Raw genomic sequence first — 18,496 nt, 5'->3', positions numbered from 1 at the left:
TTGTGCCGGCGGGGGGCGGATCGGCGCGCGGCCGCGACGCCCGCGTCCGCGGCGTCATCCGCGCAGCTTGCTCACCAGGGAGATCGCCCGCCCGACCGCCTGGTCCATGTTGTAATACCTGTAATCCGCCAGCCGCCCGGCAAAGTGAACGGTCTTGGCGCGGTTCAGCAGCACGTACTCCCTGTGCAGCGCCTCGTTGTCGGCCCGCGGGATCGGGTAGTACGGAACCGTCTCGCCGGGGCGATGCGGGATCGGGTACTCGATCGCCACCATCGTTCTCGGGCCGCTCTCCCCGGTCAGGTGCTTCATCTCCGTGATGCGCGTGAAGCGCTCGCCGTTCGGGTAGTTGACCTGCGCGACCGGCTGGTGCAGCGGCTGATCGTAGACCTGCACCTCGAATTCGAGACTCCGGTAGGGTAGGACGCCGAGGCGATAATCGAAGAATTCGTCGATCGCGCCCGTGAAGAGAACATTCTTGTAACGAACGCGATCTCTGACGTCCCGCCACTCGGTTGCCAGGCTGACCTCGATCAGGCGCGACGCGAGCATGCGCTCGAACATCCTGGTGTACCCGGCGCGGGGCATCTTCTGGAAACTGTCCTGGAAGTAGCGATCGTCGTACGACACCCGGACCGGCACCCTATTGGTGACCGACGCGTCGATCTCGTCCGGCCGCAACCCCCATTGCTTGCTGGTGTAGCCGAGGAAGACGTGCTCATACACGTAGTCCGCGCATTCCCTCAGCAGCCCGTCCTGCTCGGATCTGAGCGCGAGGATCGTCGTGTTGGCTCCGAAACCGTACCGCTCGATCATCCTCTGTTTGATCCGGGCCGCCTTGCCGGCCGGAAACACGATGTCGAGCGAGGTGAAGTTGAACGGGATGGGGACGAGCCGGTTCTCGATCAGCGCGACCGCGCGGTGCTCGTAATCCCGCCACTCCGTGAAGCCCGAGAGGTAATCCGCGATCCGCGGCGCGTTGGTGTGGAAGATGTGCGGCCCGTAGCGGTGGTGCAGGATCCCGTCCTCGTTGCGGGCATCGTGCGGGTTTCCGGCGACGTGATCCCTGCGGTCGATCACGAGGACCGTCTGGCCGTGCACGCGCGCGAGGTGCTCCGCCGCCACCGCCCCGACGAAGCCGGCTCCGACGATCAACCAATCCACCATGACCATGCTCCGGTCGATCCGCCCCTGTCCGATCGCCCGGCCGGGCCGGCGGGCGGTCGCGCGGAACGAGGGCCGCGCCCGGTTCTCGTTCCTGCCGCGAGGCCGGCGGCGAGCCGGCATCGCGCCGCCCGGGGAGGCCCGGGCCGCGCCGCGTCGGCGGATCCGTCCGCCCCCGCTACGCCGGGGAGCCGCCGGGCGCGGCCGCGCCCGCCCCTCGGCCCGGCTCCGGCGCGGGTCGCAGGCTGTCCCGGACCAGCTGGTCGAAGCTCACCTCCTGCCTCGGCCGGACCTGCGCGTATCCCGCCAGCAGGCGCGCGATGAAGGCGTCGCGCGACGGCCCGTCCAGCCCGTACTCGGCGCCGTCGGTGCCGATGCCCCCCGTGGCGACGGCCGGCCCCTGCCGGAAGGCGTATTTCGCGAGGACGCCGTTCAGGTCCGCCAGCGGGTCGATGCCCTGCGCGGCGAAGTAGCCGTGCATCGGACCGCCGACCGGCCGGTCGTGGAGGACCGGCGTCTCGTCCACGATCGCGATCCTGTCCCGCGCGGAGACCAGCCGCGGCCAGAGAAAATCGAGTCCCCAGCCGCTGCGGTTCTCTCCGAATGACCCTTCCACCGTGCGGAGGAAATCTCTCGCGAAGCACGGCAACATGATCTCGACGAAGTTCGAGAATCTGAGTTTGAAGAGCGGGTTGCGCAAGGTGACGGCGTGGCTGAAGAAGCTGTCCTCATGCAGCGCCGGTTGGCTGAGTTCGAGCCCGTACTCCTCCGTAATCTCGAAGAAGCGGTTGAGTGTGGCGGTATCGGTCTGAATGTCGTCGTCTGCCAAGACGATGCGTTCGTATGAATAGACCGTGTCCCTGTATTCTGAAAGTAATGCGGCGACCGCCGTGAACTTCGATACCGGCATGACGTGTTTGAAGACGAATTCGTGTCCGAGCTGCTCGGGATCGGCACCGTAATAGCTGATCGCCAGATCCCAGTTGCGATGGGGGTCGCGCAGCCATTCCGGATGAGCCGAGCGATCCCCGGCCCTCACGATCACCAGATTTCTCGGCATGGCCCTCTCGGATCGGCAGCGATGCCCGGATCGACGCCCGCTAACTCTGCGTCAGAAATAGGCTGACGGCGCAGGTTTCGGCAATCGGACCACCCTGCGGCGCCTCGCCTCAAACCGGGCCCGCCGGTGTCGCCGGCGAATTTCAAGGGGGAGCGGCCCGGGCGCGCCGCGCCGCCGCCCTCGCGCGTTGCCGCGGTCCCGGGGCGCGCCCGGCCCCGCGGCGGGCCTCGTTCCGGCCCGCCCGCCGGCCGCCCCCGCGTTCGGGACCGCCTCGCCTCAGCCGGAGGCCTGCCCGCCCTGCACCTCCTTGGCGAAGGTCTCGAAGAAGCCATCCGCGTATTTCTTGGCCACGCCGTTGATCAGGCGGCCGCCGAGCTGGGCGATCTTGCCGCCCACGCTGGCATCGACGTCGTAGGTCATCTTGGTCTGGCCGCCCTCGACGGTTTCGAGGCGCACCGAGGCGCCGCCCTTGGCGAAGCCCGCCACCCCGCCCTGGCCCTCGCCGGAGATGCGGTATCCGTTCGGCGCGTCGATGTCCGAGAGCGTCACCCGGCCCTTGAAGGTCGCCTTGACGGGGCCGACCGCGACCTTGGCGGAGGCCTGCAGCTCGTTCTCCCCAACCTTCTCGAGGCTCTCGCAGCCCGGGATGCAGCGCCGCAGGACCTCGGGGTCGTTGAGCTTCTCCCACACCGTCCGCTGGTCGGCGGGCAGCACCACCTCGCCGCTCATCGTCATCGCCATCGCGCGCGTTCCCCCGGGGTTCCGTTCTCGCCCGACGATAGCGAAGCCCCCGCGCCCAAGCCAGCACCGCAAGCCAGCGCCGCGAGCCGGCGCCGCAAGCCAGCACCGCAAGCCGGCGCCGCGAGCCGGTGCCCCGACGGCTCCCGATCCCGCGCCCGCCTCCGCCCGATTGTGGAGTGGTGCGGCGCTTGCTAAGGATTTTGCCAAGGACCGCCCGTCACCCGGACATCGGGGGCGGGCTCTCGGAAGGCAGGGCCGCGACGCGCAAGGTCCGCGGGTCCGGGTTGGAGATCGCATCCGCATGGAGGTGTTCGCGCAGCAGCTCATCAACGGGCTGACGCTGGGGTCCATCTACGGCCTCATCGCCATCGGCTACACGATGGTCTTCGGCATCATCGGCATGATCAACTTCGCGCACGGCGACGTATTCATGCTCTCGGCCTTCATCGCGCTGATCGCCTTCCTGCTCCTGACCACGGTGCTCGGCATCGGGTCGGTGGTGGTGGCCCTCATCCTGGTGATGATCGTCGCGATGGCGCTCACCGCCCTGTGGGGCTGGGCGATCGAGCGGATCGCCTACCGGCCCCTGCGCGGTTCCTTCCGCCTCGCCCCCCTGATCTCGGCCATCGGCGTCTCGATCTTCCTGTCGAACTTCGTGCAGGTGGTGCAGGGTGCGCGCAACAAGCCGACCCCCCCGATGCTGCGCGACGTGATCGTGCTGTGGACGGGCGAGAACGGCTACGCGGTCGCCCTCTCCTACAAGCAGATCCTGATCATGGCGGTGACCGCGATCCTGCTCGCCGGCTTCTGGTACCTCGTGCAGCACACGTCCCTCGGGCGCGCCCAGCGCGCCTGCGAGCAGGACCGCAAGATGGCCTCGCTCCTCGGCATCGACGTCGACCGCACCATCTCGCTCACCTTCGTGCTCGGGGCGGCGCTCGCGGCGGTCGCCGGGACCATGTACCTGCTCTATTACGGGGTCCTGTCCTTCTCGGACGGGTTCGTGCCCGGCGTGAAGGCCTTCACGGCCGCGGTGCTCGGCGGCATCGGCAGCCTGCCGGGGGCGGTTCTGGGCGGGCTGATCATCGGGCTCATCGAGACCTTCTGGTCGGCCTACTTCTCCATCGAGTACAAGGACGTGGCGGCTTTCTCGATCCTCGCCATCGTGCTCATCTTCATGCCCTCCGGCATCCTCGGCCGGCCCGAGGTCGAGAAGGTCTGATGAGCGCCCCCGCCCCCGCTCCCGCCCTGGCGGCCGGCTCCGGCGCCGCCCGCCCCGGCCTCGACGTGGCCGGCATCGTCAAGGACGCGGCCCTGTTCGCCCTCGTGACCCTCGGCCTCTGCGTGCCGGTGGTCAGCTACCGCACCGCGCTCGGCGGCGAGACCGGCGGCCTCTACCTGACGCCCCGCTGGGGCCTGGTGGCGCTCCTGTGCGGCCTCGTCTTCGTCGGGCGCATCGCCCAGCGGGTCGTGCTCGCCAACCGCGAGGCCCGCCGGGCGCTCACGCCCTCGCCCCGGCAGGCGACCGAGGCGGTCGGCGCGGCCCCGAACGCCGCCCAGAGGATCAGGGGCCTCGCCCTGCCGGCCTTCCTGGGCGTCGCCCTGGCGCTGCCGCTCCTGGCGGTGCTCGGCACCGGCGGGCTCAACGAATCGCGCTACTGGATCGACCTCGCCATCCTGGTGCTCACCTACGTGATGCTGGGCTGGGGGCTCAACATCGTGGTGGGGCTCGCGGGGCTGCTCGACCTCGGCTACGTCGCCTTCTACGCGGTGGGCGCCTACACCTACGCCCTGCTCTCGACGACCTTCGGCCTCTCCTTCTGGATCTGCCTGCCGCTGGCCGGCCTGCTCGCCGCCTGCTGGGGCATGCTGCTCGGCTTCCCGGTGCTGCGGCTGCGCGGCGACTACCTCGCCATCGTGACCCTCGCCTTCGGGGAAATTATCCGCCTCGTCCTGATCAACTGGACGGACTTTTCGGGCGGCGCCGCCGGCATCTCGTCGATCCCGCGGGTCACGTTCTTCGGCCTGCCCTTCTCGGCGGACGAGGACGGCTTCGCCGCGACGCTCGGGATCGCCTTCAGCCCGATGCACCGGGTGGTGTTCCTCTACTACCTGATCCTGGCGCTCGCGCTCCTCACCAACGGGGTGACGCTGCGCATGCGCCGCCTGCCCCTCGGCCGGGCCTGGGAGGCCCTGCGGGAGGACGAGATCGCCTGCCGCTCGCTGGGCATCAACACCACCAACACCAAGCTCACCGCCTTCGCGCTCGGGGCGATGTTCGGCGGCTTCGCGGGCTCGTTCTTCGCGGTGCGGCAGGGCTTCGTGAGCCCCGAGAGCTTCAACTTCCTGGAGAGCGCCATCATCCTCGCCATCGTGGTGCTGGGCGGGATGGGCTCGCAGATCGGCGTGGCCATCGCGGCCGTGGCGATGGTGGCGGGGCCCGAATTGCTGCGCAACCTCGGCTTCCTCAAGGCCGTGTTCGGCGAGGGCTTCGACCCGAGCGAGTACCGCCTGCTGCTGTTCGGCCTCGCCATGGTGCTGATGATGATCTGGCGGCCGCGCGGCCTGATCTCGGAGCGGGCGCCCTCCGTGGTCCTGAAGGAGCGAAAGGCCATCGCGGGCTCCCTCGTGAAGGAGGGGCACGGCTGATGTCCGCCCTCGCCTCCCCCCGCCTCGCCGACCCGGTGCTCACGGTCGAGCACCTGACCATGCGCTTCGGCGGCCTCGTCGCCGTCAACGACCTCTCCTTCGTGGTCGGGCGCGGCGACATCACCGGCCTGATCGGCCCGAACGGCGCCGGCAAGACCACCGTGTTCAACTGCATCACCGGCTTCTACAAGCCGACCGAGGGCATGATCACCCTGCGCCACCGGGACGGGTCGAAGGACCTGCTGGAGCGCCTGCCCGGCTACGCGGTCAACCGCCGGGCGCGGGTCGCCCGCACCTTCCAGAACATCCGCCTGTTCACCGGCATGACGGTGCTGGAGAACCTGCTCGTCGCCCAGCACAACCGGCTGATGCGGGCCTCGGGCTTCTCGATCGCGGGCCTGCTCGGGCTGCCGGTCTACCGCGCGGCCCAGGCGGCGGCGGTGGCGCGGGCGGTGGAGTGGCTGACCCGCATCAACCTCCTGCACCGGGCGGACGACCCGGCGGGCGACCTCCCCTACGGCGACCAGCGCCGGCTGGAGATCGCCCGGGCGATGTGCACGGACCCGGTCCTGCTCTGCCTCGACGAGCCCGCCGCCGGGCTCAACCCGCGCGAGTCGCTCGAGCTCAACGGCCTCCTGCGGGCGATCCGGGACGAGTACGACACCTCGGTGCTCCTGATCGAGCACGACATGTCGGTGGTGATGGAGATCTCCGACCACGTCGTGGTGCTCGATTACGGCACCAAGATCGCGGACGGCACCCCGGCCGAGGTGCAGAGCGACCAGAGCGTCATCGCCGCCTATCTGGGCGTCGAGGACGAGGAGGTCGAGGCGGTCGAGGCGGAGGTGGGCGTATGACGCTCGACACCCTGGCGGGCTTCGCGGCGGCCTCTGCGATCCTGCTGGCGATTCCCGGCCCGACCATCCTGCTCGTCGTCTCCTACGCGCTCGGCGGGGGGATGCGGGTGGCCCTGCCGGCCGCGACCGGGGTCGCCCTCGGCGACCTCACCGCCATGACCCTGTCGATGCTGGGCCTCGGCGCCCTGCTGGCCGCCTCCGCGACCCTGTTCACGGCGCTGAAGTGGCTCGGGGCCGCCTACCTGATCTGGCTCGGGGTGCGGCTGTGGCGGGCCGGCGGGCGCCTCGACGCGCCGCCGGGGCGGGCGGCGGTGCCGCCGGTGCGGGCGGCGGTGTCGCCGGGGCGGGCGGCGGTGTCGCCGGGGCGGGCGGCGGTGTCGCCGGGGCGGGCGGCGGTGCCGCCCGCCAAGATGGCGGCCCATGCCTGGCTGGTGACCGCGCTCAACCCGAAGAGCTTGACCTTCTTCATCGCCTTCCTGCCCCAGTTCCTCGATCCGCGAGGGGACCTCTTGACCCAGATGGCGGCCTTCGAGACGATCTTCGTCGTCCTCGCCTTCCTCAACGCGCTCGGCTACGCCCTGCTGGCGGCGCGGGCGCGCGGGCTCTTCGCCGCCCCCGCGCGGGTGCGCCTGTTCCACCGGGTCGGCGGCGGCCTGCTCATCGGTGCGGGGCTCGCCGCCGCGAGGGCGACGCCATGACCGCCGAGCCCCTGCGCAAGCACGACCTGCGCGCCCGGGTGGCCGGCGCCCGCCCGACCCTGCTCAGCGTGCGGGGCGTGAAGACCTATTACGGCAACATCATCGCGCTCAAGGGCGTCGACCTCGACGTCGCCGAGGGCGAGATCGTCACGCTGATCGGGGCGAACGGGGCCGGCAAGTCCACCCTGATGATGACGATCTTCGGCAATCCGCGGGCGCGCGAGGGCACGATCACCTATGCGGGCCAGGACATCACGCGGATGCCGACCCACGAGATCGCCCGCCTCAACCTCGCGCAATCGCCCGAGGGCCGGCGCATCTTCCCGCGCATGACCGTCTACGAGAACCTGCAGATGGGCGCGGCGGTGAATGGCGGCGCCCATTTCGCGCAGGACCTGGAGCGGGTCTGCGCCCTCTTCCCGCGCCTGAAGGAGCGCCTGCACCAGCGCGGCGGCACCATGTCGGGGGGCGAGCAGCAGATGCTCGCCATCGCCCGCGCGCTGATGAGCCGGCCGCGGCTGCTGCTGCTCGACGAGCCCTCGCTCGGGCTGGCCCCGCTCATCGTCAAGCAGATCTTCTCGGTCATCAAGGATCTCAACGAGCGCGACGGCATGACCGTGTTCCTGGTCGAGCAGAATGCCTACCACGCGCTGAAGCTCGCCCATCGCGGCTACGTCATGGTGACCGGGACCATCACGATGAGCGGCACCGGCCAGGACCTCCTGAACGATCCTTCCGTGAAGGCGGCCTATCTCGAGGGGGGCCGGCACTGATGCAGGGCATCCTCTACGAGGAGAGCACGGTCTGGCTCTTCCTGCTCGTCACGGTGCTGATGGGCGGCTGGGCCGCCTGGATGCTGGCGCGGGGCATCGCCCTCGGCTGGCGGCCCTACTGGCAGGCCGTGCTGGGGCTCCTGCTCCTCGGCGCCGCGGTGCGCTTCATCCACTTCGCCCTGTTCGAGGGCACGCTCCTGTCGCCGCACTACTACGCGGTGGACACGCTCGTGCTGCTGGTCGTCGGCTCGGCCGGCTACCGCGCCACCCGCGCCCGGCAGATGACGACCCAGTATCGCTGGCTCTACGAGCGCACCGGCCCCCTGAGCTGGCGCGAGAAGCCGGGCGCGGGGGCATGAGCCACCCCGCCCGCGCGCACGAGGTCCGGGGATCGCCCCCGGTTCACCGGCCGAGACGGCCCAAGCCGAAACGGCCCAAGCCGAGACGGCCCAAGACGCGGACAGGTCCGATCCAGAGGAGTCCACGATGAAACGCATGCTGTTGCCCGGCCTCGTTGTGGCCGCCGGTCTCGCCTTCGCGGGCTCGGCCCAGGCGCAGATCAAGATCGCGGTCGCGGGTCCCATCACGGGCGCCAACGCGGCCTTCGGGGCCCAGCTCAAGAACGGCGCCGTCCAGGCCGTGGAGGACATCAACAAGGCGGGCGGCATCCTGGGCCAGAAGATCGTGCTGGTCGACGGCGACGACGCCTCCGATCCCAAGCAGGGCGTCTCGGTCGCCAACAAGTTCGCCGCCGAGGGCGTGAAGGCGGTCGTGGGCCACTTCAACTCCGGCGTCTCGATCCCGGCCTCGGAGGTCTACGCGGAATCCGGCATCGTCCAGATCACCCCGGCCTCGACCAACCCGAAATTCACCGATCGCAAGCTCTGGAACACGTTCCGGACCTGCGGCCGCGACGACCAGCAGGGCGCGGTGGCGGGCGCCTACCTGGCCAGCCACTTCAAGGGCAAGAACGTCGCCTTCGTGCACGACAAGACGCCCTACGGCCGCGGGCTCGCCGACGAGACCCTCAAGGCCCTCAAGGCCAAGGGCGGCAAGGACGTGCTGTTCGAGGGCATCAACCCGGGCGAGAAGGACTACTCGGCCCTGGTGTCGAAGTTGAAGCAGGCCAAGACCGACGTGGTCTATTTCGGCGGCCTGCATCCCGAGGCCGGCCTGATCGTGCGCCAGATGCACGACCAAGGCCTCAACGTCCCGCTGATGAGCGGTGACGGCATCACCGACAAGGAATTCGCCCAGATCGCCGGGCCCGGCGCGGACGGCACCCTGATGACCTTCTCGCCCGACGCGCGCAAGAACCCCAACGCCAAGGACGTGGTCGCGGCCTTCAAGGCCAAGAACATCGATCCGGAGGCCTACACCCTCTACTCCTACGCCGCCTTCCAGATCCTGAAGGCCGCCATGGAGGAGGCGAAGTCGACCGACGGCAAGAAGGTCGCCGAGATCATGCATTCCGGCAAGCCGTTCAAGACCGTGATCGGCGACATCGCCTACGACAAGAAGGGCGACATCACCCGTCCCGACTACGTCATGTACGTCTGGAAGAAGGCCGCCGACGGCCGGATCGACTACACCGGCAACGAGCTGACCCAGTAAGCAGGGGCGGCTCCGGCCCGGCCAGCGAGCCCGGCGCCCCGCGGCGCCGGGCTCCATTTTCTCACGATCGGTGGACTTCGCCACCGGTGCGGCTTGCGCCGTCCTCCGGCCGACCTTACATGCACTCTCGCGTTCGACGGACTCAAAGCCCCCGGGCCCTCCCGCCGTGCTCCTTAAGCCTCGACCGCTCGCGCTGGATTGGATCGATACGCATCCCGGGACGCCGCCCGCGACGGCTGCCGGGCGGAGAGTGTGGATGGCGAAGGAAGAGTTGATGCAGTTCGAGGGTCTCGTGCTGGAGATCCTGCCGGACGCGCGCTACCGCGTGCAGCTCGACCAGGGTCACGAGATCGTGGCCTACACGGCCGGCAAGATGAAGAAGAACCGCATCAAGACTCTGGCCGGCGACCGCGTCACCGTCGAGATGTCGCCCTACGACCTGGAGAAGGGCCGCCTCGTGTTCCGCCACAAGGACGAGCGCTCCTCCGGCCCGCGCCCGCCCTTCCGCGGCGGCAGCCAGTTCCGCCGGCGCTGAGGCGCCGACGCCCGTTCCCCTCCACCGCGATCGGCCGAGCCGGGGTTGTCCGAGACCCTGGCCTTTCGGCGTTCGGGAGGCCCTGCCGGAGGTTCCGCCATGACCCGCCCCCTCGTGATCGCCCCGTCGATCCTCTCGGCCGATTTCGCCCGGCTCGGCGAGGAGATCCGCGACGTCGTCGCGGCCGGGGCCGACTGGATCCACGTCGACGTGATGGACGGCCACTTCGTGCCCAACATCACGATCGGCCCGGACGTGGTCCGGGCCCTGCGCCCGCACACGCGGGCGCCCTTCGACGTCCACCTGATGATCGCCCCGGCCGATCCCTACCTCGAAGCCTTCGCAGGGGCCGGCGCCGACACGATCACGGTCCATGCCGAGGCGGGGCCGCACATTCACCGCTCCCTCCAGACGATCCGCGCGCTCGGCAAGCGGGCGGGCGTGGCGATCAACCCCGGCTCGCCGGCGAGCCTGGTCGAGCCGCTCCTCGACTTGGCCGACCTCGTCCTGTGCATGACCGTCAATCCGGGCTTCGGCGGCCAGAGCTTCATCGGCTCGGTCTGCGAGACCGTGGCGCGGGTGCGCGCCATGGCGGGCGGGCGGGCGATCGACATCGAGGTCGACGGCGGGGTCACGGCCGAGACGGCGCCGGCCGTCGTGCGGGCGGGCGCCAACGCCCTGGTGGCGGGGTCCGCCACCTTCCGGGGCGGGCGCGACGCCTACGCGGCCAACATCGCGGCCATCCGCCGGGCGGCGGAGGACGCGCGCGGCGCCTGGGTCTGAGGGCGGTCCAGGGCGGGAGGGCCTCCGGGCCCCTCAGGCGAGCCAGGCCCGCAGCCGCCGCACCGCCTCGTGCGCCTCCCGCTCCCCGCCCGCGAAGGAGAAGCGCAGGTAGTGGTGGCCCTCGGCGGGATCGAAGTCGAGCCCCGGGGTGGCGGCGACGCCCGCTTGGTCGAGCATGCGGCGGCAGAAGGCGCCGGCATCGTTGGTGAGCCGCGCCACGTCCGCGTAGAGGTAGAAGGCGCCGTCCGCCGGATGCGCGTCGCCGAGGCCGAGGCCGGGCAGCTCGTTGAGGAGGAGCGCCCGCGCCCGGGCGTAGTCGGCCTTGACCGCCTCCAGCTCCTCGGTGGCGTCGAAGGCCGCGAGCGCCGCCACCTGCGACAGGTAGGGCGCCGAGATGTAGAGGTTCTGCGCCAGCCGCTCGATCGGCCGCACCAGGGCGTCCGGCACCACCATCCAGCCGATCCGCCAGCCGGTCATGCAATAATACTTCGAGAAGGAATTGATGATCACCGCGTCCGGGTCGCTCCGGAGCGCGGTCGCGGCCGGGACCCCGTAGGTGAGGCCGTGGTAGATCTCGTCGGACACGAAGGCGAGGCCGAGCGCCCGGCAGGTGCGGCCGAGTTCGGCGAGGTGGACCGGGTCGATCATGGTGCCCGACGGATTGGCCGGGCTCATCACCAGGAGGCCGGAGAGGGGCTGCGCCGCGTGGGCCTCCCGCACCATGGCGGCCGTCGGCACGAACCCGTCCTCCCCCCGCAGGCGCAGCGCCACCGGCGCGAGGTCGAGGGCCTCCAGGATGCTGCGATAGGCCGGGTAGCCCGGCGCCGTGATGGCGACGCGCCCGCCCGCGTCGAACAGGGCCAGGAAGGCGAGGACGAAGCCCGCCGAGGAGCCCGTGGTCACCACGACCCGCTCGGGCGGCACCGACACCCCGTAGGTCTCCGCGTAGTGGCGGGCGATGCGCTCGCGCAGGGGGGCGATGCCGAGCGCCTCCGTGTAGGGGATGCGGCCCTGCGCGAGGGCGGCCTGCGCGGCCAGGATCGCGGGACGCGGCGCGGGCGCGGAGGGCTGGCCGACCTCCATGTGCACCACCGCCTCGCCGCGCCGCTCCTTCACGGCGGCGGCGGCGAGCACGTCCATGGCCAGGAACGGGGCGACCCGCGCGGCGCGGCGGGAGAGGAGGGAATCGCTGGGCATGGGCGGTCCGGGTGGTGGGGCGCCCCGCACCGGCCGCCGGGGGCGCGCCGGGGAGGCGATCCGGGCAGATAGGGCGTTGGCGCGCGGCCGCGCAACTCCGCCCGCCGGCCCGGCGACGCGACCGTGATTTGCCGCACGCCGCGAAACCGCCTAACCACGCCAGTAGAGCGAGTCCGCGACGGAGCCGTCCGACGCAGGACGCTGGGCGCCCAAGGACGAAGAGACGAAGACCCCAACGAGGACGATGATGCTGCCCCTCCCCCGCCTCCTGCCCGCCCTCGCCCTCACGGGGGCGCTCGCGATCGCCGCAGCCCCGTCCCGCGCCGAGGCGCCGATGACGGACGCGCAGCGCCAGGCCATCGAGGGCGTGATCCGCGACTACCTGCTGAAGAATCCCGAGATCCTGCAGGAGGCGATGACCGAGCTGGAGAAGCGCCAGCAGGAGGCGCAGCGCCAGGCCCAGGCCAGCGCCCTCAAGGAGACCCGCGACGTCCTGCACGATGCCGCGTCGAGCTACGTCGCCGGCAACCCGAACGGCGACGTCACTCTGGTCGAGTTCTTCGATTACAATTGCGGCTACTGCAAGCGGGCGCTCGGCGACATCCAGACCCTGATGAAGGCCGACCCGAAGCTGAGGGTGGTGCTGAAGGACTTCCCGGTGCTGGGTCCCGACTCGGTCGAGGCGAGCAAGGTGGCGCTGGCCGTCAAGCAGCAGCTCAAGGGCGACAAGCTGTTCGAGTACCACACCAGGCTGCTGGAGAGCCCCGGCCGCGTGAACGGCGACCGCGCCATCGCGCTGGCCAAGGAGATGGGCCTCGACGTCGCCCGCCTGCAGAAGGACATGCAGACCCCCGCGGTGCAGGCCGCGCTGCAGGAGAATGTCGGGCTCGGCGACAAGCTCGGGCTCTCGGGCACGCCGGCCTTCATCATCGGCGAGGAGATCATCCCGGGCGCGGTCGGCGCCGAGCCGATCCGCAAGACCATCGCGGGCGTGCGCCAGTGCGGCCACGCGACCTGCTGAGGCGCGCTTCCGCTCTATCCCGTCCCCCCCCGATCGGCTAAGAGCGCGCTCGCGGCGGCCATGGCCGCCGCCGGTGCGGCGCGCGGCCAGCCCGCGCGAGGTCGCCGCGCGCCCTTTCGCCAACCCATTGATTGCAGCGCATGTCCAAGCACGATCCGTTCGATCCCGACCTGGTGCGCCAGCTCGCGACCCTGATCGCCGAGACCGACCTGACCGAGATCGAGGTCGAGAAGGGCGACCTGCGCATCCGCGTCGCCCGCGAGCGCGCCGCGGTGACCGCCCACCTGCCGGTCGCGGTCGCGCCCGCCCCCGTCGCGGCGCCGCCCCTTCCTGCCGCCTCCGTCCCGGCCGCCGCGGAGCCCGACCCGAAGGCCCTCGCGGCCCATCCGGGCGCGGTGCTCTCGCCGATGGTCGGCACCGCCTACCGGCGGCCCTCGCCGGAGGCCAAGCCCTTCGTGGAGGTGGGAACCCGGGTGGAGAGCGGCGCGCGCCTCCTCCTGGTCGAGGCCATGAAGACCTTCAACGACATCGTGGCGCCGCGGGCCGGCACCGTGACGGCGGTCTTCATCGAGGACGGCCAGCCGGTGGAGTTCGGCGAGCCCCTGCTGGTGATCGAGTGACGGCGCCCCGATGTTCGACAAGATCCTGATCGCGAACCGGGGCGAGATCGCGCTGCGGGTCCTGCGCGCCGCCAAGGAGCTCGGCATCGCGACCGTGGCCGTGCACTCCACCGCCGACGCGGACGCCATGCACGTGCGGCTCGCCGACGAGAGCGTCTGCATCGGGCCGCCGCCCGCCCGCGACAGCTACCTCAACATCCCGTCGATCATCGCGGCCTGCGAGATCACCGGGGCGGACGCGGTCCATCCGGGCTACGGCTTCCTGTCCGAGAATGCCCGCTTCGCCGAGGTGCTCGGCCATCACCGCATCGCCTTCATCGGCCCGAAGGCGGAGCACATCCGGGTGATGGGCGACAAGATCGAGGCCAAGCGCACGGCGACCCGGCTCGGCATCCCCTGCGTGCCGGGCTCCGAGGGCGGCGTGTCCGACCCCGACGAGGCGCGGCGCGTCGCGGCCGAGATCGGCTACCCGGTCCTGATCAAGGCCGCCTCCGGGGGCGGCGGGCGCGGCATGAAGGTGGCGCGCAGCGAGGAGGACCTCGAGACGGCCCTCGCCACCGCCCGCATCGAGGCCAAGGCCGCCTTCGGCGACGACGCGGTCTACATCGAGAAGTACCTGGAGAAGCCGCGCCACATCGAGGTGCAGGTGCTGGGCGACGGGCGCGGCGGCGCGATCCACCTCGCCGAGCGCGACTGCTCCCTGCAGCGCCGGCACCAGAAGGTCTGGGAGGAGGGCCCCTCCCCGGCCCTCAACCCCGAGATGCGCGAGCAGATCGGCAGCATCTGCGCCCGCGCCATGCAGGAGCTCGGCTACACGGGCGCCGGCACGATCGAGTTCCTGTACGAGGACGGCGCCTTCTACTTCATCGAGATGAACACCCGGATCCAGGTCGAGCATCCGGTCACCGAGATGATCACCGGGATCGACCTCGTGAACGAGCAGATCCGGGTCGCCGCCGGGGCGCCCCTGTCCCTGCGCCAGGAGGACGTGCGGGTCGAGGGCCACGCCATCGAGTGCCGCATCAACGCGGAGCACCCGGCGACCTTCCGGCCCTCCCCCGGCACGATCACGTATTTCCACCCGCCGGGCGGGCTCGGCGTGCGGGTCGATTCCGCCGCCTTCCAGGGCTACCGGATCCCGCCCCACTACGATTCCCTCGTCGGCAAGCTCATCGTCCACGGCCGCACCCGCACCGAGTGCCTGATGCGCCTGCGCCGGGCGCTCGACGAGTTCGTGGTGGACGGGATCGACACCACCCTGCCGCTGTTCCGCACCCTGGTGCGCAACCCCGACATCCAGAACGGGTTGTACGACATCCACTGGCTGGAGGAATTCCTGAGGACCGGCGGACTCGACGTGGCCTGACGGGGCGGGACCCCGCTGGCGGGGCCGGAGCCCCGCTGGCGGGGCCGGAGCCCCGCTGGCGGGGCCGGAGCCCCGCTGGCGGGGCCCGGAGCCCGCGGCCATTTGCAAGGGCCGCCCGGCCCGTGGAGAATGCCCCCTCCTCTCGACCGGAAGCCCACGATGCACGGCAGCGTCTTCGTCGAGATCACGCCCGAGATCCTGCTCAAGGCCTACGCGGCGGGCATCTTCCCGATGGCCGAGGACGCCGACGACCCGGCGATCTACTGGGTGGAGCCGCGCGAGCGGGGCATCATGCCCCTCGACCGGTTCCACGTGTCGAGCCGGCTCGCCCGCACGGTGCGCTCCGACGCCGTCGAGGTCGCGGTCGACCGCGACTTCGACGCGGTGATCGCCGCCTGCGCGGCGCCGCGGCGCGACAGCGCCCGCACCTGGATCAACGGCCGCATCCGCGCCCTCTACGGCGAGTTGTTCGACCTCGGCTACTGCCACACGGTCGAGGTCTATGCCGGCACGCCGCGCAGCCTCGTCGGGGGGCTCTACGGGGTGGCGCTCGGGGGCGCCTTCTTCGGCGAGAGCATGTTCCACTTCGCCCGGGACGCCTCGAAGATCGCCCTCGTCCACCTCGCCGCGCGGCTCAGGCGCGACGGCTACCGCCTCCTCGACGCGCAATTCGTGACCAGCCACCTCGCGCAGTTCGGCGCCGTCGAGGTGCCGCGGCAGGTCTACAAGCGCCTGCTGCGCGAGGCGGTCGAGCACCCGGCGCGCTGGGACCCGGCCCCGCTCGCCGGGGCCGAGGCGGTGGCCTGGCTGGCGCGCCGCGAGCCGGGCCGGTCCGGGCCGGGATAATCCGGCAATTCGGCCGAACAAATCATCCCAAAAAAAGCTCCGCCGGCGGTGAGACATCGGCGGAGCAGGTCATCGACTGTGCCGAGAGCGGACCCGGCCCGACAAGAGTGGCACGCGATCCCGCGCTTGTACAGGGATGACCGTGGGGGAGCGGCGACCGGGGCGGGATCGGATCGCTCACTCTTCGAGACCGAGCAGCTGGAAGCTGGTGCGCAGTTCCTCCGACATGGGCAGGTTGAGCCGCGCGCCGTTCGGCAACCGCTTGAGGAACCACCGCTCGTAGAGCCAGCGCAGCTCGCGGGTGCCGGCGAGGCGCGCGAAGGCGGCGTCGACCACGCCCGCGAGCGCCGGGTCGTCCTTCCGGAACATGATGCCGTAGGGCTCGAAGGAGAGCTTGTCGGGCAGCACCGTGAAGCCCCGGCCCGCCTCGCCCGCCGCCGCGATCAGCCCGGAGAGGAGCACGTCGTCGAGCGCGAAGGCGTCGGCGCGCCCCTCCCGCAGCAGGGCGAAGGACTCGGCGTGGTCGCGCCCGGTCAGGACCTGCGCGTCGAGCCTGAGCCGCGCCAGGAGCGCGCGCAGCGCCGTCTCGTTGGTGGTCCCGGCCGTGACGACGACGCGCTTGCCGGCGAGGTCGCGGTAGGAGGCGATGGCCGAGCCCCGCGGCACCAGGAGCGTCGTCGCGCTCACGAAGGTGACGGGCGAGAAGGCGACGCTGCGCCGCCGCTCGGCATTGGCGGTGGTCGAGCCGCATTCGAGGTCGATCTCCCCCGAGAGCAGGGCCGGGATGCGGCTCTCCGAGGTGACCGGGACGAAGCGGATCCGCAGGTCGTCGCGGCCGATCGCCCGGCCGATCTCGTCGACGATCTCCTGGCAGAGGTCGATGGCGTAGCCGACCGGGCGCCCCTCGCCCCGCCCCTCCTCGACGAACGAGAAGGGGATCGAGCTCGTGCGGTAGCCGATCGCGACGACGCCGCTCGTCGCCGCCTTCCGCAGGGTCCCGGTCAGCACCTCGACGGCGCGGGCCGGCGCCGCGGCGGCGAGCGCCCCGGCCAGGAGGGCCGTCAGCGCGAGGGCGCGAAGCCTCCTCATGATCACTCGGCCGGCTCGGGCAGCGGGCTGACGTCGCGGTCGAGGCGCTGGTCGCTCCGGCTGAGCTGGCCTTCCCACTTGGCCACCGCGACCGTGGCGACGCTGTTGCCGAGCACGTTGGTGGCCGAGCGGCCCATGTCGAGGAACTGGTCGATGCCGATGATCAGGAGCAGGCCCGCCTCCGGGATCTGGAAGGTCGAGAGGGTCGCCGAGATCACCACCAGCGACGCGCGCGGCACGCCCGCCATGCCCTTCGAGGTCACCATCAGCAGGAGCAGCATGGTCAGCTGCTGGCTCAGCGTGAGCGGGATGTTGTAGGCCTGCGCGATGAACATGACCGCGAAGGTGCAGTACATCATCGAGCCGTCGAGGTTGAACGAGTAGCCCATCGGCAGCACGAAGCTGGTGATGCGGTTGGGCACCCCGAAGCGCTCGAGGTTCGAGAGGGTCTTGGGGTAGGCCGCCTCGCTCGACGCGGTCGAGAAGGCGAGCACGAAGGGCTCCTTGATCAGGTCGAGCAGGCGCCGGATGCCGCCCCCGCCGACCAGGGCGAAGCCGGCCAGCACCAGCAGGCCCCAGAGCACCGCGAGGCTGAGGTAGAACTCGACCATGAACTTGCCGTAGGTGACGAGCACGCCGAGGCCCTGGGTGGTGATGGTGGCGGCGATGGCCGCGAACACCGCCACCGGCGCGAACATCATCACGTAGCCGGTGATCTTCAGCATCACGTCGGCGAGGCCCTCGATCCCGTGGGCGAGCGCGTGGCCCTTCTCGCCGAGGGCCGCGAGCGCCACCCCGAAGAAGACCGAGAAGACCACGATCTGCAGGATCTCGTTGTTGGCCATCGCCTCGACGGCGCTCTTCGGCACCAGGTGGGTGACGAATTCCTTCAGGGAGAGCGAGGCGGCCTTGAGGTTGGTCGAGGCCCCGGCATCCGGCAGCGGAAGGTTGAGCGCCTCGCCGGGGCGCAGCAGGTTCACCATCACGAGGCCGAGGAGCAGCGAGCAGAGCGAGGCGCCCACGAACCACAGCAGCGCCTTGCCGCCGACCCGGCCCACCGCTGCCGTATCGCCCATGTGGGCGATGCCGACCACCAGCGTCGAGAACACCAGCGGGGCGATGATCATCTTGATCAGCCGCAGGAAGACGTCACTGATCAGGGAGATGTAGCCCGATATCTCCTTCGACGTCTGCGGATCCGGCCAGGTGATGCTGCACGCGTAACCGACCGCGATGCCGAGCAGCATGCCGATGAAGATGTAGGTGGTCAGGCGTGAGGATCGCATCGGGTCCCTCCCGGACACGGCCGCGCGGGGCGCAGAGCGTGACTTCAACCCAGAGTTCCAGCAAGGCGCGCACCAGACGGTAATCGCGGCTGTGCTGCGGAGTTCCTGAGCCGGGAGGGGCGCGGTCTCGGAGCGCCCGCCGGTCCCCGGGCGCGGCGTCGGCGGCAGGCGCCCGGGACGGGGATGCCGGAGGAAGGCCG

At 70.9% G+C, this 18,496-nt stretch carries 19 protein-coding genes; 13 read left to right on the top strand and 6 right to left on the bottom strand.

Annotation, left to right across the window (positions count from 1 at the left end):
• Positions 1-54: 54 nt before the first annotated feature.
• The 3 genes from glf to MET2598_RS0114275 all read right to left on the bottom strand — a co-directional run bounded on the left by glf (position 55) and on the right by MET2598_RS0114275 (position 2,962).
• Complete coding sequence (glf, locus tag MET2598_RS0114285) at positions 55-1,164, bottom strand: UDP-galactopyranose mutase (RefSeq protein ID WP_018261276.1); 1,110 nt, start codon at positions 1,162-1,164, stop codon at positions 55-57.
• A 175-nt stretch (positions 1,165-1,339) separates the two neighbouring features.
• The gene (locus MET2598_RS0114280; protein WP_018261275.1) at positions 1,340-2,221 is read right to left on the bottom strand and encodes a DUF707 domain-containing protein; all 882 of its coding nucleotides are present in this window, start codon (positions 2,219-2,221) and stop codon (positions 1,340-1,342) included.
• A gap of 276 nt (positions 2,222-2,497) precedes the next feature.
• Positions 2,498-2,962, bottom strand: a complete 465-nt coding sequence (locus tag MET2598_RS0114275) for a CoxG family protein (RefSeq protein ID WP_012335139.1) — start codon at positions 2,960-2,962, stop codon at positions 2,498-2,500.
• A 301-nt stretch (positions 2,963-3,263) separates the two neighbouring features.
• Between MET2598_RS0114275 and MET2598_RS0114270 the strand changes: the two genes are divergently transcribed.
• The 9 genes from MET2598_RS0114270 to rpe all read left to right on the top strand — a co-directional run bounded on the left by MET2598_RS0114270 (position 3,264) and on the right by rpe (position 10,871).
• Positions 3,264-4,184, top strand: a complete 921-nt coding sequence (locus tag MET2598_RS0114270; protein ID WP_018261274.1) for a branched-chain amino acid ABC transporter permease — start codon at positions 3,264-3,266, stop codon at positions 4,182-4,184.
• Positions 4,184-5,611, top strand: a complete 1,428-nt coding sequence (livM, locus tag MET2598_RS0114265; protein WP_018261273.1) for a high-affinity branched-chain amino acid ABC transporter permease LivM — start codon at positions 4,184-4,186, stop codon at positions 5,609-5,611. Before MET2598_RS0114270 ends, livM begins: the two co-directional genes overlap by 1 nt.
• Entirely contained in the window at positions 5,611-6,468 is an 858-nt protein-coding gene (locus MET2598_RS0114260; protein WP_012335136.1) for an ABC transporter ATP-binding protein, read from the top strand. The genes livM and MET2598_RS0114260 overlap by 1 nt, the downstream gene beginning before the upstream one ends.
• A complete protein-coding gene (locus MET2598_RS0114255; protein WP_018261272.1) occupies positions 6,465-7,166 on the top strand; it encodes a LysE family translocator in 702 nt (233 codons plus the stop codon). Before MET2598_RS0114260 ends, MET2598_RS0114255 begins: the two co-directional genes overlap by 4 nt.
• Entirely contained in the window at positions 7,163-7,939 is a 777-nt protein-coding gene (locus MET2598_RS0114250) for an ABC transporter ATP-binding protein (RefSeq protein WP_012335134.1), read from the top strand. The genes MET2598_RS0114255 and MET2598_RS0114250 overlap by 4 nt, the downstream gene beginning before the upstream one ends.
• On the top strand, positions 7,939-8,298 hold the full coding sequence (locus tag MET2598_RS0114245) for a DUF6867 family protein (RefSeq protein WP_012335133.1): 360 nt from the start codon (positions 7,939-7,941) through the stop codon (positions 8,296-8,298). The genes MET2598_RS0114250 and MET2598_RS0114245 overlap by 1 nt, the downstream gene beginning before the upstream one ends.
• Positions 8,299-8,425: 127 nt before the next feature.
• Positions 8,426-9,553: a branched-chain amino acid ABC transporter substrate-binding protein gene (locus MET2598_RS0114240; protein ID WP_026190718.1), complete on the top strand. Its 1,128-nt coding sequence runs from the start codon at positions 8,426-8,428 to the stop codon at positions 9,551-9,553.
• A 256-nt stretch (positions 9,554-9,809) separates the two neighbouring features.
• Complete coding sequence (gene infA / locus MET2598_RS0114235) at positions 9,810-10,088, top strand: translation initiation factor IF-1 (protein ID WP_012335131.1); 279 nt, start codon at positions 9,810-9,812, stop codon at positions 10,086-10,088.
• Between the two features lie 99 nt (positions 10,089-10,187).
• A complete protein-coding gene (gene rpe, locus MET2598_RS0114230) occupies positions 10,188-10,871 on the top strand; it encodes a ribulose-phosphate 3-epimerase (RefSeq protein ID WP_018261270.1) in 684 nt (227 codons plus the stop codon).
• Positions 10,872-10,904: 33 nt separating this feature from the next.
• Here the strand turns inward: rpe and MET2598_RS0114225 are convergent, their stop codons facing one another.
• Positions 10,905-12,068 (bottom strand): pyridoxal phosphate-dependent aminotransferase, encoded by a 1,164-nt coding sequence (locus MET2598_RS0114225; RefSeq protein ID WP_018261269.1) that lies wholly within the window; start codon positions 12,066-12,068, stop codon positions 10,905-10,907.
• A gap of 247 nt (positions 12,069-12,315) precedes the next feature.
• Here MET2598_RS0114225 and MET2598_RS0114220 point away from each other — a divergent pair, with 247 nt between their 5' ends.
• The 4 genes from MET2598_RS0114220 to aat all read left to right on the top strand — a co-directional run bounded on the left by MET2598_RS0114220 (position 12,316) and on the right by aat (position 15,921).
• Entirely contained in the window at positions 12,316-13,089 is a 774-nt protein-coding gene (locus MET2598_RS0114220; RefSeq protein WP_018261268.1) for a DsbA family protein, read from the top strand.
• 140 nt (positions 13,090-13,229) lie between these two features.
• Complete coding sequence (gene accB / locus MET2598_RS0114215) at positions 13,230-13,709, top strand: acetyl-CoA carboxylase biotin carboxyl carrier protein (protein ID WP_012335127.1); 480 nt, start codon at positions 13,230-13,232, stop codon at positions 13,707-13,709.
• Positions 13,710-13,719: 10 nt separating this feature from the next.
• On the top strand, positions 13,720-15,075 hold the full coding sequence (gene accC / locus MET2598_RS0114210) for an acetyl-CoA carboxylase biotin carboxylase subunit (RefSeq protein ID WP_012335126.1): 1,356 nt from the start codon (positions 13,720-13,722) through the stop codon (positions 15,073-15,075).
• Positions 15,076-15,234: 159 nt separating this feature from the next.
• Entirely contained in the window at positions 15,235-15,921 is a 687-nt protein-coding gene (gene aat, locus MET2598_RS0114205; protein WP_012335125.1) for a leucyl/phenylalanyl-tRNA--protein transferase, read from the top strand.
• Between the two features lie 177 nt (positions 15,922-16,098).
• Here the strand turns inward: aat and MET2598_RS0114200 are convergent, their stop codons facing one another.
• Positions 16,099-17,010 carry an amino acid ABC transporter substrate-binding protein gene (locus MET2598_RS0114200; protein ID WP_198293015.1) on the bottom strand — a complete coding sequence of 304 codons (912 nt, stop codon included), beginning with the start codon at positions 17,008-17,010 and terminating at the stop codon, positions 16,099-16,101.
• A 2-nt stretch (positions 17,011-17,012) separates the two neighbouring features.
• Complete coding sequence (locus MET2598_RS0114195; protein WP_012335123.1) at positions 17,013-18,296, bottom strand: dicarboxylate/amino acid:cation symporter; 1,284 nt, start codon at positions 18,294-18,296, stop codon at positions 17,013-17,015.
• Positions 18,297-18,496: the final 200 nt, after the last annotated feature.

Source organism: Methylobacterium sp. WSM2598 (assembly GCF_000379105.1).
Lineage (GTDB): Bacteria > Pseudomonadota > Alphaproteobacteria > Rhizobiales > Beijerinckiaceae > Methylobacterium.
Note: the sequence above shows the minus strand (reverse complement) of the source record. Positions and strands in the feature narration are given on the sequence as shown.